14 protein-coding genes are annotated in these 15,818 nt (G+C 60.6%); 8 read left to right on the top strand and 6 right to left on the bottom strand.

The genetic code is table 11. The features are described from left to right. Positions 1-115: 115 nt before the first annotated feature. The gene (locus AXW11_RS10105; RefSeq protein WP_091642621.1) at positions 116-853 is read right to left on the bottom strand and encodes a spermidine synthase; all 738 of its coding nucleotides are present in this window, start codon (positions 851-853) and stop codon (positions 116-118) included. 11 nt (positions 854-864) lie between these two features. Here AXW11_RS10105 and AXW11_RS10100 point away from each other — a divergent pair, with 11 nt between their 5' ends. Beyond that, positions 865-1,812, top strand: coding sequence for a putative RNA methyltransferase (locus AXW11_RS10100; protein ID WP_341456180.1), 948 nt, complete (start codon positions 865-867; stop codon positions 1,810-1,812). On the opposite strand, the gene AXW11_RS10095 is transcribed toward AXW11_RS10100, so the two are convergent. Then, the gene (locus tag AXW11_RS10095) at positions 1,790-2,320 is read right to left on the bottom strand and encodes an ankyrin repeat domain-containing protein (protein ID WP_041332793.1); all 531 of its coding nucleotides are present in this window, start codon (positions 2,318-2,320) and stop codon (positions 1,790-1,792) included. The two genes, AXW11_RS10100 and AXW11_RS10095, sit on opposite strands and share 23 nt — an antisense overlap. A 165-nt stretch (positions 2,321-2,485) precedes the next feature. Between AXW11_RS10095 and AXW11_RS10090 the strand changes: the two genes are divergently transcribed. Then, complete coding sequence (locus AXW11_RS10090; RefSeq protein WP_091642618.1) at positions 2,486-3,115, top strand: YbhB/YbcL family Raf kinase inhibitor-like protein; 630 nt, start codon at positions 2,486-2,488, stop codon at positions 3,113-3,115. A gap of 100 nt (positions 3,116-3,215) precedes the next feature. Here the strand turns inward: AXW11_RS10090 and AXW11_RS10085 are convergent, their stop codons facing one another. Beyond that, positions 3,216-4,292 (bottom strand): substrate-binding domain-containing protein, encoded by a 1,077-nt coding sequence (locus AXW11_RS10085; RefSeq protein WP_036207622.1) that lies wholly within the window; start codon positions 4,290-4,292, stop codon positions 3,216-3,218. Positions 4,293-4,424: 132 nt separating this feature from the next. Here AXW11_RS10085 and AXW11_RS10080 point away from each other — a divergent pair, with 132 nt between their 5' ends. The 6 genes from AXW11_RS10080 to AXW11_RS10055 all read left to right on the top strand — a co-directional run bounded on the left by AXW11_RS10080 (position 4,425) and on the right by AXW11_RS10055 (position 12,747). After that, complete coding sequence (locus tag AXW11_RS10080) at positions 4,425-4,916, top strand: formate dehydrogenase subunit gamma (RefSeq protein WP_036207823.1); 492 nt, start codon at positions 4,425-4,427, stop codon at positions 4,914-4,916. Between the two features lie 17 nt (positions 4,917-4,933). After that, complete coding sequence (locus AXW11_RS10075; protein WP_091642706.1) at positions 4,934-6,472, top strand: formate dehydrogenase beta subunit; 1,539 nt, start codon at positions 4,934-4,936, stop codon at positions 6,470-6,472. Positions 6,473-6,496: 24 nt separating this feature from the next. Beyond that, positions 6,497-9,412, top strand: coding sequence for a formate dehydrogenase subunit alpha (gene fdhF, locus AXW11_RS10070; protein WP_091642616.1), 2,916 nt, complete (start codon positions 6,497-6,499; stop codon positions 9,410-9,412). Next, positions 9,393-10,283: a formate dehydrogenase accessory sulfurtransferase FdhD gene (gene fdhD / locus AXW11_RS10065; RefSeq protein ID WP_041332797.1), complete on the top strand. Its 891-nt coding sequence runs from the start codon at positions 9,393-9,395 to the stop codon at positions 10,281-10,283. The genes fdhF and fdhD overlap by 20 nt, the downstream gene beginning before the upstream one ends. Further along, a complete protein-coding gene (locus tag AXW11_RS10060) occupies positions 10,276-10,497 on the top strand; it encodes a formate dehydrogenase subunit delta (protein WP_041332800.1) in 222 nt (73 codons plus the stop codon). Before fdhD ends, AXW11_RS10060 begins: the two co-directional genes overlap by 8 nt. Positions 10,498-10,617: 120 nt before the next feature. Then, positions 10,618-12,747, top strand: coding sequence for a TonB-dependent receptor (locus AXW11_RS10055; protein WP_091642613.1), 2,130 nt, complete (start codon positions 10,618-10,620; stop codon positions 12,745-12,747). A gap of 49 nt (positions 12,748-12,796) precedes the next feature. Here the strand turns inward: AXW11_RS10055 and AXW11_RS10050 are convergent, their stop codons facing one another. From AXW11_RS10050 to AXW11_RS10040, 3 genes are read right to left on the bottom strand one after another with little or no spacing between them, the layout of a single operon-like run. Continuing rightward, positions 12,797-13,843, bottom strand: a complete 1,047-nt coding sequence (locus AXW11_RS10050; RefSeq protein ID WP_091642611.1) for a FecCD family ABC transporter permease — start codon at positions 13,841-13,843, stop codon at positions 12,797-12,799. Beyond that, a complete protein-coding gene (locus AXW11_RS10045; protein WP_091642608.1) occupies positions 13,840-14,844 on the bottom strand; it encodes a FecCD family ABC transporter permease in 1,005 nt (334 codons plus the stop codon). Before AXW11_RS10045 ends, AXW11_RS10050 begins: the two co-directional genes overlap by 4 nt. After that, entirely contained in the window at positions 14,838-15,794 is a 957-nt protein-coding gene (locus tag AXW11_RS10040; RefSeq protein WP_041332803.1) for an ABC transporter substrate-binding protein, read from the bottom strand. The genes AXW11_RS10045 and AXW11_RS10040 overlap by 7 nt, the downstream gene beginning before the upstream one ends. Between the last annotated feature and the right edge of the window lie 24 nt (positions 15,795-15,818).

The following is a 15,818-nucleotide window of genomic DNA, read 5'->3' as shown; positions in this document are numbered from 1 at the left end:
GTTGTTGGTCAGATCCATGCTAGAGATTTGCCATGCGGGCACAATGCGACCTCCGGGCCGGGCAGGTGCTACTTTGTGAGGAGAAATGAAGGCTGAGAAGGAAAGCAGAGGTCGATCAGTTCAGGCGAATCACCCGCCCCATTAAACGTCGCCAGTCGATAGGCAGGCGGTTTTCCAGCGCCACCAGGGAGGGGTCTTTGGTGTGCAGGGCTTCAAAGGGGCGCTTGCTGGCGAAGATCACCGTGTTGTTGGTTTTACTCTTGAACAGCAGGAGGACTGCAAACCCCGCGCGCAGCTGGTGGAACAACGGACCATTGATGTCCGGCGTGCGATGATAGTTGATGGCGAGCCAGCCGTCGTCGCCAAGTACCCGGCTGCATTGTCTGATAAACTGCCGCTGGGCCTGGGCCGGGCTCATGCGGTCGGAGTTGTACATGTCGGCCAGGATGAGGTCGCTGCTACCGTCCGGCGCTTTGCCGAGGGCGTCCCTGGCATCGCCGATGGTCATTGTCAGGTTGTCGGAATGCGGCAGGCTGAAGTATTCGCGGGCCACCTCCAGCACCCGGGGCCGCAATTCCACCGCGTGTACCTGGCAGTCAGGCAGCAGGTGCAACAGCGCACTGGCCATCACGCCGCCGCCGAGGCCAAGAATCGTGGCGTGTGCGGGCTGTGCAAAGGCAACTGGCAACAGCATGGCGCGGCTGTACTCATGAACGGGAAGATGGGGCCTGCGGCGATCTATCTTGCTTTGCTCAAACACCGAATCAAAGGTCATCACCCGATGTTTGCGATAGTCGACCACCAGAATGCCACCGAGTGCGTCCCGGGTGTAATGGATAATCTCGCCCTTCACGGTGGCGTCCCTTGTCTGATCGCTGCGTCGTTATTCTGGGCATTTATCCGCCGCTTCTCAAGCCGCACGTCAGGGCCGGAGGCCGCGAGCCTGTGAGTATGGACACCTTCAGTGCCCTGGCCTGCCCGTTGGACGGTGAGCCCCTGAACCAGTCCGGTACCTGCTGGCGTTGCCCGGCTGGTCACAGTTTTGATGTTGCCCGCCAGGGCTACCTGCACCTGCTGCCGGTCCAGAAGAAGCGCTCGCTGGACCCGGGTGATAGCAAGGAGATGGTGGCGGCTCGACAGCGTTTCCTCAACGCCGGTTACTACCGGCCGGTTGCCGAGGCCGTCAGCAAAGCTGTGATGCCCGGCAATGCCAGCGACACCAGGCTGGCCTGTCTGGACGCAGGGTGCGGTGAGGGCTACTACCTGCGGCAACTGGTGGCGGAAAACCCGGAAGCGTCGTTCTCGCTGATGGGCTTGGATATCTCCAAATGGGCCACCCTGGCCGCCGCCAAACAGGACAAGCGCCCGCGCTGGGTGGTGGGCAGCAATGCCAACCTGCCGGTATTGCCTGGCACCCTGGACCGCGTACTCTGCCTGTTCGGCTTTCCCGTCTACAGCGAATTTGCCCGTGTGCTCAAACCCGGCGGCATCCTGATCCAGGCCGACGCTGGCCCCGATCACCTGCGGGAACTGCGGGAGATTATCTATCCGTCGCTCAAACCCGAAAAGCCGCCAGCTGTTGACGTGCCTGAAGGTTTTTTGAGTCTGGGGACAGAGACGATTCGTTATTCACTGACCTTGGAAAGCCAGGAGGCGATTGCCGACCTGCTGGCGATGACGCCGCATTTTTACCGGGCGCCTGCGGAGGGGCGGGTTCGTGCCGAGACACTCGAAACCCTGGCGGTGACGGTCGAAGTCACGCTGAGGCGTTTTGTTCGTGATTCTGCCGCTACGACGACAACGCCCCGATAGCCTCGTTCGCTTCCATGGTCCGGGCCAGATCCTCTGCCGTTTGCCCATCCTCATCTTTCAACGATTTATCCGCGCCTGCTTCCAGCAAACGCCCAATCATATCCACCCGATTGAACATGGCGGCGACCATTAGCGGTGTTTTGGCGCCTGCCGGGCGATGGTCGACGTCGGCGCCGGAGGTCAGCAGCAGGTCTGCAATGTCGGTATTGCCCTGATACACCGCGCTGGCCAGGGGCGTTTGTAGCTGGTCGTTGGCCAGGTTGGGGTCGGCACCCTGTTCCAGCAGCAGGCGCGCGGTGTCTTTGTGGCCGTTGCTGCAGGCGAGCATCAGCAGGCTGTCACCGGTGTTGGTGCGGATGTCCACGGGTACGCCGGCGTTGAGCATCACGCTGAGGGGGCCGGCACCACCATTCCGGGCCAGTTCGAACAACCCCTGGGCGAAAGCAATGGCGTCTTCGTCCTGTTGATTGTCGGGGTTCTGGGGCCTGGTTGGCTTGTCGTGGCTCATGGTTTTCCTCTGGTTTCATAGCGAATCTTGAGCAACCGTAACACGCCTGGAGCCAGCCAAGAATTGGACTTGGGTACGGTATGGATCTGGACAGACCCACAACGCCACTGTTAAAACCGTGCTATCAGGTAAGCAAAACCATCAAGGGTACAGGAGAACAGGACTGTGAAAATCAAGGTTCGAGGTATTGAAGAAGGCCAGCCGGTGCCGGAGAAATTCGCGTTTGGTGTCTACAGCGAACAGGACCACATGAGCTTTGGCCCCAACCGCAACCCGGAACTGGTCTGGGAAGACGCGCCGGAGGGCACCAGGAGTTTCGTGGTGATGATGTTTGACCCGGACGTGCCCAGCGTGGCGGACGACGTCAATCAGGAAGGCAAAACCGTGTCGAAGGACATTCCCCGGGTGGATTTTTTCCACTGGCTGCTGGTGGACGTGCCGGCCACCACGTCCCGCATCCCCGAGGGCGAGGACAGCGATGGTGTGATTCCCAAGGGCAAGGAGCCCGGTCCGGGCCCGATCGGTATCCGTGGCGTGAACAACTACACCCAGTTCCTGGCTGGCAATCCCGACATGGCAGGAACCTATGCCGGTTACGACGGTCCCTGTCCGCCCTGGAACGATGAGATCCTCCATCATTACCACTACGAAGTGCACGCGCTGGATGTTGAAACTCTGGGGCTGGATGGTGAGTTCGATGGTGCCGCAGTTCGTGAAGCCATGGCAGGTCACGTTCTGGCCAGCGCCCGGGTGACCGGTACCTACACGCTGAATCCGGATTTACGTAAAGACTGAGCAGCCACAGGCTGGCGCCATCCGCAAGAAAGCCGGAATGTCGGGTGACCGACGTCCGGCTTTTTTATGCGCGACCATTTACGGTGATTTTCGACTCGGTTCAGCCTGTGCCTGCGAGTAACTGTTCGAAGGTAGTGATGGTTCCCGGACTGTCCGGCTCATAGCCGGGAAGGTGTTCGATCCGATCGATAAAGGCCTGCGAGCGCATCAGCTCAATCAGGTGCGACAGGTTGTCCTGCCCCAGCCGCTCTTCATGGCAGAGCAGGAGGTAGTGCTCGCTGGCCATTTCCACGAAATCAAGGTTGAACTGGCTGGCCGCCGCTTCCACGCCGAAGCCAACATCCGCCATTCCCGACGCGACAAAGGCAGCGACGGCTGTGTGTGTGAACTCGTGCTGAGGCGAGCGGTTGATGCTCTTTTCAGTGAGTCCCGCCTGACGTAGCAGAAGGTTGAACAGGATGCGGGTGCCGGAATGGCGATCACGGCCGATAAAACGGAGCCCGGAAGCGGCCAGTTCCGACAGGTTATGGACCTTCACCGGGGCGTCCTTGCGCATCATCAGGCCTTCGCGCCGGGTGACAAAACGAATCAGCCGGAATCGTTTGCCGGCCAGCTGATGCTGGTAATGGGCCATGATCTCCCGGGCCCGTTCCGGGCAGGTGGGAAAGTGAAAGCTTGCCAGGTCGCATTCGCCGCGATTGAGGGCGGTCAGTGCCTCTTCGGGGTTACGGTATTGGAGGTTGACTTCAACGCGGTCAGAGAACTCCGGGAGCAGGGCCACGGCATACCCGTGGCTGGCGTGAAGACGAAGGACCGGGTGCTCACCGGCCAGCAGTTGCTGGATCTGGTCGTTAAATTCGGACGCCATGCTGTCGATCTGAGGCCCGAGCCGGGCTTTGACCCGCTGATCTGCCCACAGCAATTTCTCGCCCAGGGCGGACAGCTCGGTGCCGTGCCCCTTGCGCATGATCACCAGTGGCATTCCGAAAACATCGGAACTGCGATTGAGCAAGTTCCAGGCGTGGCGGTAAGACACGCCGGCCGCCTCTGCCGCCGCGGTCAGTTTGCCACTGTCGCGGATCGTTTCGAGCAGGCGGAATAATACCGGCTCGAACAGCTCACCGTTATCGGTTCGGAAGACCCAGGCAGGGGAAATAGACAGCCTTTTCTTATGCATTCCTATTCATATTCCGTCGGCGATGATGGAGTGGTAGCGTATGGCTATTACTGTTCAGATACTGTAACAGAACAAGAAATAATAGGAACAAGTATGCATATGTCAGAGGTGAATCAGCAATCACTCGGCGCCATGGCTTACGCCCGCGACTGGACACCTGACATGGTCCGGGCGGAAATGGACGCCCTGAAACACAAGCCTGGCGCCCTGCTCCCCATCCTGCACGCCGTCCAGAACCGGATTGGTTACATCCCCGAGGGCGCCGTGGCCATCATCGCTGAGGCGCTGCAGCAGACCCGTGCCGAAGTCCATGGTGTGATCAGCTTCTACCACCATTTCCGCACTCATCCGGTGGGCAGCAAGGTGATTCACGTGTGTCGCGCCGAGGCCTGTCAGGCCATGGGTGGGCGCATGCTTGAAGCGCATATCAAGGACCGCCTGGGGGTGGACTATCACGGCACCTCAGCCGACAACGAGTTTACCCTGGAGCCTGTCTACTGCCTGGGCAACTGCGCCTGTGCCCCTTCCATCCGCGTGAATGACGATATCCACGGCCGCATGACGCCGCAGAAGTTTGATCGCCTGGCGGACAAGCTCACCACGTCCGCGCTGGACATCCGGTAATCACGGGAGCATCGATGATGGCAACCAGAATCTACGTGCCCTGCGATACCACCGCCCTGTCCATGGGGGCGGATGACGTGGCGAGACTGATAGAACACCATGCCGGAGTTCAGGGTGTGGCTATTGAACTGGTTCGTAACGGTTCCCGAGGGTTGTTCTGGCTTGAACCAATGGTGGAAGTCGAGACGGCCAGCGGCCGGATCGGCTATGGCCCGGTGGAACCGGATGACGTTCAGGGGCTGGTGGAGGCCGGGTTGTTCGATGGTGCGTCCGGCCATCCTCTGTTTCTTGGCCCGGTGGCCGATATTCCCTACCTGAAACGCCAGCAACGCCTGACTTTTTCCCGTATTGGCATCACCGATCCGCTGTCGATTACCGACTATCGTGATCATGGCGGCTTTGACGGCCTGGAAACGGCGATCAGCGTGGAGCCCCAGGGCATTGTCGACGAGGTCAAAGTCTCCGGCCTCCGTGGTCGGGGTGGCGCAGCCTTTCCCACCGGTATCAAGTGGCAGACCGTACACGATGAGCCCTGGCAGCAGCAGAAATACGTCGTCTGCAACGCCGATGAGGGTGATTCCGGCACCTTCGCAGACCGGCTCGCCATGGAATGTGACCCTTACATGCTGATCGAAGGCATGACCATTGCCGGGCTGGCGGTTGGGGCGACCCAGGGATTCATCTATCTGCGGTCGGAATACCCGGTGGCGCACCGCATTCTGAATGAAGCGATTCGTCGTGCCGAAGCCGAAGGCTATCTGGGCCAGGATGTTCGGGGCAGCGGTCGTGCCTTCGATCTGGAAGTGCGGCTGGCGGCGGGCGCCTACATCTGTGGTGAGGAGACCTCGCTGTTGGAAAGCCTGGAGGGCAAGCGCGGCCTGGTTCGAGCAAAGCCGCCCCTGCCCGCGATCAAAGGGCTGTTCGGCCAGCCCACCGTGGTCAATAACGTACTGTCGTTTGCCGCCGTACCGTTCATTCTGGCTCAGGGTGGCCATGCTTATGCGGACTACGGTATGGGGAAATCACGGGGCACCCTGCCGATCCAGTTGGCGGGCAACATCCGCCAGGGCGGCCTGATCGAACTGGCTTTTGGCGTTAGTTTGCGGGAGATCCTCGAAGATTTCGGTGGCGGCACCTTCTCGGGCCGCCCCATGAAAGCGGTCCAGGTGGGCGGCCCGCTGATGGCGTATATGCCGGAAAGTCAGTGGAACACGCCCATGGATTACGAGGCCTTCGGCCAGCTTGGCGCGGGTATCGGCCATGGCGGCGTGGTGGTGTTTGACGACACCGTGGACATGGGAGAGCAGGCCCGGTTCGCCATGGAGTTCTGCACCGTGGAGTCCTGCGGCAAATGCACGCCCTGCCGGATCGGATCGGTGCGTGGTGTGGAAGTGATTGACCGGATACGCGCCGGTGAGAACCGTGAGGCCAATCTGGTTCTGCTGGAAGAGCTGTGCGAGACCATGGTCGACGGTTCCCTGTGTGCAATGGGGGGCATGACCCCGTTCCCGGTACAGAGCGTGATGAAACATTTCCCGGACGACCTGACGGCCTGACCGATGCGAGTGGAGGCAATAACGATGTTGCAATATTTTGATCCGGGCACTTTTAACCGAGGTACAGGCGGCCTGAACCCCGATATCGACTATGGTACGCCGCCCAGCACCTCCGAAACCCTGGTTAGCCTGTCCATTGACGGCACCGATATCGCAGTGCCCGAAGGCACTTCGGTGCTGCGGGCAGCCACCCTGGCGGGTATCAACATTCCCAAGCTGTGCGCATCGGACAACCTCGAAGCCTTCGGTTCCTGTCGCCTGTGCGCGGTGGAGATCGAGGGCCGCCGCGGCTATCCGGCCTCCTGTACCACGCCGGTGTCCGAGGGCATGGCCGTCACCACCCAGAACGGCAAGCTGGCGAAGCTGCGGCGCAACATCATGGAGCTGTACATTTCCGACCACCCGCTGGACTGCCTGACCTGCCCGGCCAACGGCGACTGTGAACTGCAGGACGTGGCCGGCGCCGTGGGCCTGCGGGAAGTCCGCTATGGCTTCGAGGGTGATAATCACCTGAACGCCGAAGTGGATGACTCCAACCCCTATTTCAGCTTTGACCCCAGCAAATGTATCGTCTGCTCCCGTTGCGTGCGTGCCTGCGAGGAAGTGCAGGGCACCTTTGCCCTGACCATTGACGGCCGCGGCTTCGACTCCAAGGTATCTGCGGGCCAGAACGATCCGTTCATGGATTCCGAGTGCGTGTCCTGCGGCGCCTGCGTGCAGGCCTGCCCCACCTCCACATTGATGGAAAAGAGCGTGATCGACGCCGGCCAGCCCGAGCACAGCGTGGTCACCACCTGTGCATACTGCGGCGTGGGCTGCTCGTTCAAGGCGGAGATGAAAGGCGACCAGCTGGTGCGCATGGTTCCCTACAAGGGCGGCGATGCCAACCACGGTCACTCCTGCGTGAAAGGCCGCTTTGCCTTTGGCTATGCCACCCACAAGGACCGCATCAAGGAGCCGATGATCCGGGACTCCATCAACGACCCCTGGAAAGTGGTGTCCTGGGAGGAGGCCATCGAGTTCTCCGCGACGAAACTCAAGGACACCCAGGCCAGATATGGCCGGGAAAGCATCGGTGGTATCACCTCCTCACGCTGCACCAACGAGGAAACCTATCTGGTGCAGAAGCTGATCCGCGCCGCGTTCGGCAACAACAACACCGATACCTGTGCGCGGGTCTGTCATTCACCCACCGGCTTCGGTCTGAAGACCACCATGGGCGAGTCCGCCGGGACCCAGACCTTTGACTCGGTGATGAAGGCTGACACCATGATCGTAATCGGTGCCAACCCCACCGACGCCCACCCGGTGTTCGCCTCCCAGATGCGCAAGCGGCTGCGCCAGGGCGCGAAGCTGATTGTGATTGATCCACGCCGCATCGACCTGCTGAAAACACCCCACGGCACCGAAGGCATTCACCTGCCGCTACGCCCGGGCACTAACGTGGCGATGATCAATGCCCTGGCCCATGTGATTGTGACCGAGGGCCTGGAAGACAAAGCGTTCATCGAAAGCCGGTGTGAGCCCAGGCAGTACAAACAATGGCGGGAATTCATTGCCGAGGAGCGACACTCTCCGGAAGCCCTTGAGGCGGTCACTGGAGTATCGGCCGACCTGGTGCGTCAGGCCGCGCGGTCCTATGGCGAAGCGGGTAATGGTGCCATCTATTACGGCCTCGGGGTCACCGAGCACAGCCAGGGTTCGACCATGGTGATGGGCATAGCCAACCTGGCCATGGCCACCGGCAACATCGGCCGTGAAGGCGTTGGCGTGAATCCGTTACGGGGCCAGAACAACGTTCAGGGTTCCTGCGACATGGGCTCCTTCCCCCACGAACTGCCGGGCTATCAGCATGTGGGCGACCCGGCCGTTCGAGCCAGGTTTCAGGAGGCCTGGAATGTGGCCATTGACGATGAGCCGGGCCTGCGGATTCCCAACATGTTTGATGCCGCCATCGCCGGCAGCTTCAAGGCCATGTATGTGCAGGGCGAGGACATTGCCCAGTCCGATCCCAATACCCAGCATGTGGAGGCGGCGCTCAGTTCGCTGGATTGCCTGATCGTGCAGGACATCTTCCTCAACGAAACCGCCAAGTACGCCCATGTGCTGCTGCCGGGTTCGACGTTCCTGGAAAAGAACGGCACTTTCACCAACGCCGAGCGCCGCATTAACCGGGTGCGTAAAGTGATGGCGCCGGTGGCGGGCCTGGAAGACTGGGAAGTCACCATGGCATTGTCGAACGCGCTGGGCTATCCGATGCAGTACCGTCATCCGTCCGAGATCATGGATGAGATCGCCCGCCTGACGCCGACGTTTACCGGTGTCAGTTACGACAAGTTGGACGAACTGGGCAGCATCCAGTGGCCCTGTAACGACAAGCATCCCGACGGCACGCCCACCATGCACACCCTCGATTTCCCGATCGGCAAGGGCAAGTTTGCGGTCACCGAGTATGTTGCCAGCGAGGAAAAAACCAATCGCAAGTTCCCGCTGTTGCTGACCACCGGTCGCATCCTGAGCCAGTACAATGTCGGTGCCCAGACCCGACGCACCGAGAACAGCCAGTGGCATCAGGAGGATGTACTGGAAGTTCATCCCAGCGATGCCGAACTCAGGGGCATCCGCGAGGGCGACTGGCTGGGCATCACCAGCCGTGTGGGCCAGACGGTCCTGCGGGCAAGAATCAGTGATCGCATGTTGCCGGGGGTGGTGTACACCACCTTCCACCACCCGGGCAGCGGTGCCAATGTGATCACCACCGACAGCTCTGACTGGGCCACCAACTGCCCGGAATACAAGGTGACTGCGGTGCAGGTGGAGAAGGTCTCGCAGCCGTCGGAATGGCAACGCCACTTCGAGCAGTTTGACCAGCGCCAGCAAGGGTTGTTGGAACCGTCGGCCAGCCATATGGAGCAACCCGATGCCACGGCACTCAAATAACCCGGAGCTGGCAGTCATGCCAGTGATGGGGCCAGACCCTGAGAAGGGTGCGCCAGCGTCCTGTGACCTCCCGGTGGAGGTTCATGGCGGTATTGAGGGCGCCCCCGGTCAGGATAGTGTCGCCGAAGAGGTGCCGGTGGCGATGGTTTATAACGGCATATCCCATGCGGTAATGATGGCATCGCCTTGTGATCTGGAGGATTTTGCACTGGGTTTCAGTCTGACCGAAGGCATTATCGACAGCCCCGGGCAGTTGTTTAACCTGAACGTACATGCCGTCGACGAGGGCATCGCTATCGAGATGCACATCGCCGGCGACTGTTTTGCCCATTTGCGCCAACAGCGACGGAATATGACCGGACGAACCGGCTGCGGGCTATGCGGCACCGAATCCCTGGCCCATGCGGTCCGGGCGATCCCCCGCGTGCCGCTTCGCCCGATACCGGATGATGAAGACGTTCAGCGCGCTCTGAGCAGCCTTCGGCACTACCAGCCCCTGCAGGAACAGACCGGCGCCACCCACGGTGCAGCCTGGTGCGATAGCCAGGGCCGCATCGAACTGGTTCGGGAAGATGTCGGCCGTCATAACGCACTCGATAAACTGATCGGCGCACGGATACACAAGAAGGGCGAGTCGGCCTTCGACGATGGCTTTGCACTGGTTTCCAGTCGCGCCAGCTTCGAGATGGTGCAGAAAAGTGCCAGTGTCGGTATTGGTTGCCTGGTGGCTGTCTCTGCGGCCACGGCACTGGCGGTCCGGGAAGCGCGAACGGCCGGCATGACCCTGATCGGGTTCGCCCGCCCTGGGCGGCATGTCATCTACAATCGGGGCGACAGTGGCCAACCTTCCGAGGAACGCGAGCATGAGTGACCAGCAGTTGCGGAACCTGATCAAGATGATCAACCAGATCAGTGATAACAACCTCCATCATGGCGATGAGGTCGAGGCGGCGGAGGTGGTCGCCACCCACATCAGGAAGTTCTGGGCCCGGAGTATGAAACAGCAGATCAGCGATTATGCAACGTCGGACGGGGCAGAGTTGAATGCCGTTTCCCGGCTGGCCGTCGAGCGCCTCTCGTTGTAAGAACTGATGGTTTTGATTTAGACAATGAGAATTGTTAGCATTTGCACCTCGTTAACATGAGGTAATGTCTGTCATCCTGAAGGGTGCGGGCAAAATGCATTAACCATTCGAGATTTGTCTATGAAAACTCCGGAGTCACGTCCCCTGCTGCTGGCGCTGGCCATAGCGGCTGTTCACGGTTCTGCACTGGCGCAATCTTCGTCCAATACCCAATCCGGCGACAACGCCAAAGCGTTACCGGACCTGGTTATCACGGCCACCCGCAACAAAAGCACAGCGGGAGAGACTCCGCAGAAGACAACCATCATTACCCGCGAGCAGATCGAACAACAGCAGGCGATTTCCAATGACCCCGGCCAGGTGCTGAGCAACCTGATTCCTTCCTACTCTCCGGGCCGTCAGAAACTGTCCAACGCCGGTGAAACCTTCCGGGGCCGGTCACCCCTGTTCCTGGTGGACGGTGTGCCGCAGAGCAATCCACTGCGGGACAGCGCGCGGGACAGATACACCATCGATCTGGATATGGTCGAGCGTATCGAAGTAATCCACGGTGCCAGTGCGGAGCACGGCCTGGGTGCGACGGGTGGCATCATCAATTTTGTAACTCGCAGGCCCGACAGCGGTGAGGTTTCCCAGTCTGTGTCGGCCAGCGTGACCAGTGACGACAACGTGGACTCCGATGGCCAGGGTTACAAAGTGGGCTACCGGATCAGCGGTCAGCAGGGCCGCTGGGACTATCTTCTGGGCGGGAACATTCAGGAGCGCGGCGTGTTCTACGATGGCGAGGACCGCCTGATCGGGGTGGCCTATCCCGGTGAACTCCAGAACACCGAAAGCTATGACGTATTGGCCAAGCTGGGTTACTGGCTGGATGACGACCAGAACGTGGAGTTTTTCATCAACCGCTTCCAACTGGAAGGCAAAGGCGGTTACGTACCGGTACCCGGCGACCGCGACAACGGAGTACCCACAACAGCACGTCCAGGCATCATTGATGGTGAACCGGGAGAGAACGAAGTCACCACCGCTCGCCTTTCTTACTCGCACGGCGATTGGCTGGGCAACCAGGTGGATACCCAGCTATACAGCCAGACCTTCCGGGCCCGGTTTGCCACCACGCCGTTCTTCCCCTATGTGGACGCCAACGGCAACGATCAGCTCGACCAGACCCGTAATGAATCCGACAAGGTGGGCGCCAAGTTCACCCTCACCCGCGACGGCCTGCTGAACGATTACCTGACCCTGACAACGGGGCTGGATGTTCTTCAGGATGAAACCCGCCAGACGCTGGTGGAAACCGGGCGTACCTACGTACCCAAATCGCAGTTCCGCAACTACGCAGCCTTCCTGCAGGGCGATGTTGCGGTCACCAACCGTTTGACCCTGCACACCGGTGTCCGCTATGAACATGCGGAGCTTAAGGTCGACACCTACAACACCATCGACCGTAGCAATGTCACCCAGGATAACGTCACCGTCCAGGGTGGCAATCCGGACTTCAATGAAACCCTGTTCAATGCGGGTGTTGTCTATCAGGCGACGGACCAGTTGCAGCTGTTTGCGAACTATTCCGAGGGCTTCGGCATGCCAGATGTTGGCCGTGTACTGAGGGGAATCAGCGACGCGGGGCAGGACGTTGATAATCTGTTGGTACTGGAGCCGATCATCACTGATAACCGTGAGATTGGTGGCCGTTTCGACTGGGACCGCTATCACTTTGAGGTGAGTTACTACGAGTCGGATTCCGACTTTGGTGAGCGCCTGACGGAAGTGAACGGCACCTGGGTCGGCAACCGGGAAAAAACCGAGATCCAGGGTGTGGAAATCACCGCCGATGCGGACCTGAACGACGCGCATAACCTGGCGTTCTCCTACACCTATGCGGATGGTGAGTCCGACACCGACGGTGATGGCGATGTAGACACTGAGCTGAGCGGCATCAATATTGCGCCGGAAACCCTGAAACTGAGCTGGTCAGCTGCCTGGACGAAGAGGCTGTCGAGCCACCTTCAGTTCACCCAGTTCCTGGACCGGGACATCGAAGGAGATGACCTGGACTTCGACGGATACGGGTTGGTGGATGGCTCTATGGCCTACCGGACCCGTGCCGGGAAGTTCTCCCTGGGCATCGAGAACCTGCTGGATAAGGACTACTTCACGTACTACTCCCAGTCTGCCCGGGTGAGTGACGAGTACTATTTCCAGGGCCGTGGCCGCACCGTCACCCTTGGTTATCAGCTCGACTTCTGAGCAGTCGGCATCCCAAAGCCCGGGGTCTCAGTGCTCCGGGTTTTTACTGTCACCCCAGTTCCCGCCTGAGTCGGTACAGCAGGTACACGAAGAAGGGCGCACCGATGCCCGCAACGAAAATGCCGGCCGGTAGATCCCTGGGTATGAACGCTACCCGACCCACCCAGTCCGCATAGAGAAGAATCAATGCGCCGATCAGTGCCGCGATGGGCAACAGCCCCGTGTGGCCACTGTTGACCAGTCGTCGCGCCATGTGTGGCGCAATCAGGCCGATGAACCCGACCGCCCCGGCATAGGCCACGGCAGAGCCAGCGAGGGCCACTGCCAGCATCAGAAACAGCAAACGATGGCCCTGTAGGGCGCTACCCAGGCCCAGCGCCATATCTTCCCCCATGGATTGTGCATCGAGGTGTCTGAGCTTGATCAGCGCCAGGGGCCAGCACGCCATCAGCCAGGGAGTCAGGGCGGTGACGTCGTGCCACTGCGAGGCGTAGAGGCTGCCAGTGAGCCAGATATAGGCGTTCATTGCGGTGGCATCGGGGCTCAGGACCAACAGCAGGGTGGTCACTGCGGTCAGCCCGGCTGCCAGCCCGACGCCCACCAGCACCAGCCTGGCGGGGCTGATCCCCTTCTGCCAGGCCAGGGCCGTAATGCCCAGGGCCACGACAAAGGCGCCCCCCATGGCGACGGGCGCCAGTAGCAGCGAGGTTCCGGTGACACCCCCGAGCCAGAGGAACAGCACCGCGGCGGCCGACGCCCCACTGGTGATGCCAATGACATCCGGTGACGCCAGCGGGTTTCTCACCAGACCTTGCAGGATGAGACCGGCTGAGCCCAGAGCGGCGCCCACCAGTATGGCCATGAATATTCTGGGCAGGCGAATTTCCAGAATAATCAGTGCCAGCTCTGACTGATCCGGGGCGACCAGCGTGGCGAGTACGTCTGTAACCGAGGTGGGATGGCTGCCGGATGTAAGCGCGAGAACACTGCTGACAGCCAGTAACACTGCGAGCACACCGGTGACCACCAGAACTCTGGTATTGAGTTTGATCGACCAGCGGTCGTTACGGGAGCGAAGTATCAGGGTTCGGCTCATGATACTTTCCTCACGTGTCGGGCGAGATGGAGGAACAGCGGTGTGCCCAGCAGCGCTGTCATGACTCCCACGGGAATCTCCTGGGGTGGTATCACCAGCCTGGCGAGGGTGTCGGCAGCCAGCAGCAGCGTGGCGCCAATAATGGCCGACAGGGGCAGCAGCCAGCGATGATCCGTGCCAAAGAGGCCGCGGGCCATGTGTGGCACGATCAGGCCGACAAAGCCGATCAGCCCCGCCATGGCCACCGAAGTGCCTGCCAGGACAATCACCACCAGACCGATCAACAATCGCACCTGCCCTACTCTGAGCCCCAGGCCGCGGATGACCTCATCGTCCAGCCCGAGCAGGTTCAGTTGTCGGGACAATAGCAACGCGAGGATCAGGGCGCCGCCGAACAGCGGCAACAATGGCGCTATCGCATCCAGGTCGCGCCCTGAAACGGAACCCGCCAGCCAGAACAGGATACTTTCGAAACGGTCCTGGTTGAGGATCAGCAACCCCTGGGCAAAGGAGACAAACAGCGCTGTCACCGCGACGCCGGCGAGCACCGTGCGCACGGGCGAAACACCGCGCCCGGCTTCCTGCCCCAGGAAATACACCAGCACGGCGGCCGTGGCGGCGCCGATAAAGGCCGCCCATACCAGTTGCGATGGCGAGGTCAGCGAAAACAGCGTGGCGCCGACAACCACGAAAAACATGGCGCCGGCATTGATGCCGAGAATGCCGGGTGACGCCAGTGGATTGCGGGTCAGTGTCTGCATCAGCGCTCCGGCAATGGCCAGGCCGGCACCCACGACCACGGAGGTCACGGTTCGCGAAAAGCGTTCCGAGTGAATGACCAGATGCTCGAGTGAGCCGGGGTCGTAGTCCGTCAGGCTGTTGATCAGCATTGCCAGCGATACAGGAATGTGACCGAATATCAGGCTGGATACCGTGGCGGCCAGCAGCAGGCCCAGGCAGAGCAGGGTTCCCAGCATTTTTGCCGGTGGGGTGGTCAGCATCGTGGGCACCCCTGATGTTCAGGTTGGTGGAGGTCGTAGTGCTGGTAGAGTTCGTCCAGCATCCGATTGGCGGCAATAATGCCAGCGCCCATGTTCCAAGTGACCGGGTCCACCTGATAGACGTCGTTTTGCCGCACGGCCTTCAGGTTATTCCAAAGGGGGTGGCTGGACCAGGTGTTGAACGTGCGCTGAACGGCGGGATCGTCCTCCATGAAGATGAAGACGGCCTCGGCGTCCATGGCCGGGATGCTTTCCTGGCTGGTGAGTTTTATGCCCCAGCTTTCCTGGCGATGGGAGGCTGGGGCGGTGAAGCCAAGCTCGTCCAGCACGGAGCGGGCGAAGCCGCCGTAGTAGATGCGGGCATGGTCGGCCCGAAAACTCAGGATTGCCACCTCCTGGGGCCACTGTTCACCCAGCTTTTGGCGGATTCGGGTTCTGAAATCCTCAACCCGCTCCTGCCAGCGCGTCAGCAATGCCTCACCACGAGCTGTGCGGCCAGTGGCCTTTGCCATCATCGTAAGCAGTGCCTTGAAGTCGTAGACATTGCCCGGTATCACCGTGGGCGCGATGCGTTCCAGCAAGGGGTAGACGGTGCGATGCCGGTTCCTGGCGCCAACAATCAGGTCCGGCGACAGCCAGGCGATGCGCTCCAGGTCAGGCTGGGTTTCAAGTCCCAGATAGGTCACGCCCTGAAGGTCTTCACGCAGATACTGATACATCGGCTTTTCGGTCCAGGACTCCACCACGCCAATGGGTTTGATCCCCAGCGCCACAGCGGTATCGGTGGCGCCCTGATACAGGGATACCACGCGATCAGGCCGGCCCGCGATGGTTGCTTCACCAAGGGCATGCTCCACGGTGGTTACCGGGGTAGTTGTGATGGCAGCGATGGCTGCGGGGGATTGAAGGAGACAGGTAACGATCAGCAGGAAGCTGGCGTAGCGGTGCATGATAAATCCGGTTGTTTGGCGGAC

This window comes from Marinobacter sp. Hex_13 (assembly GCF_001566815.1).
Classification (GTDB): domain Bacteria; phylum Pseudomonadota; class Gammaproteobacteria; order Pseudomonadales; family Oleiphilaceae; genus Marinobacter; species Marinobacter salarius.
This window is presented reverse-complemented; position numbering and strand designations above follow the sequence as displayed.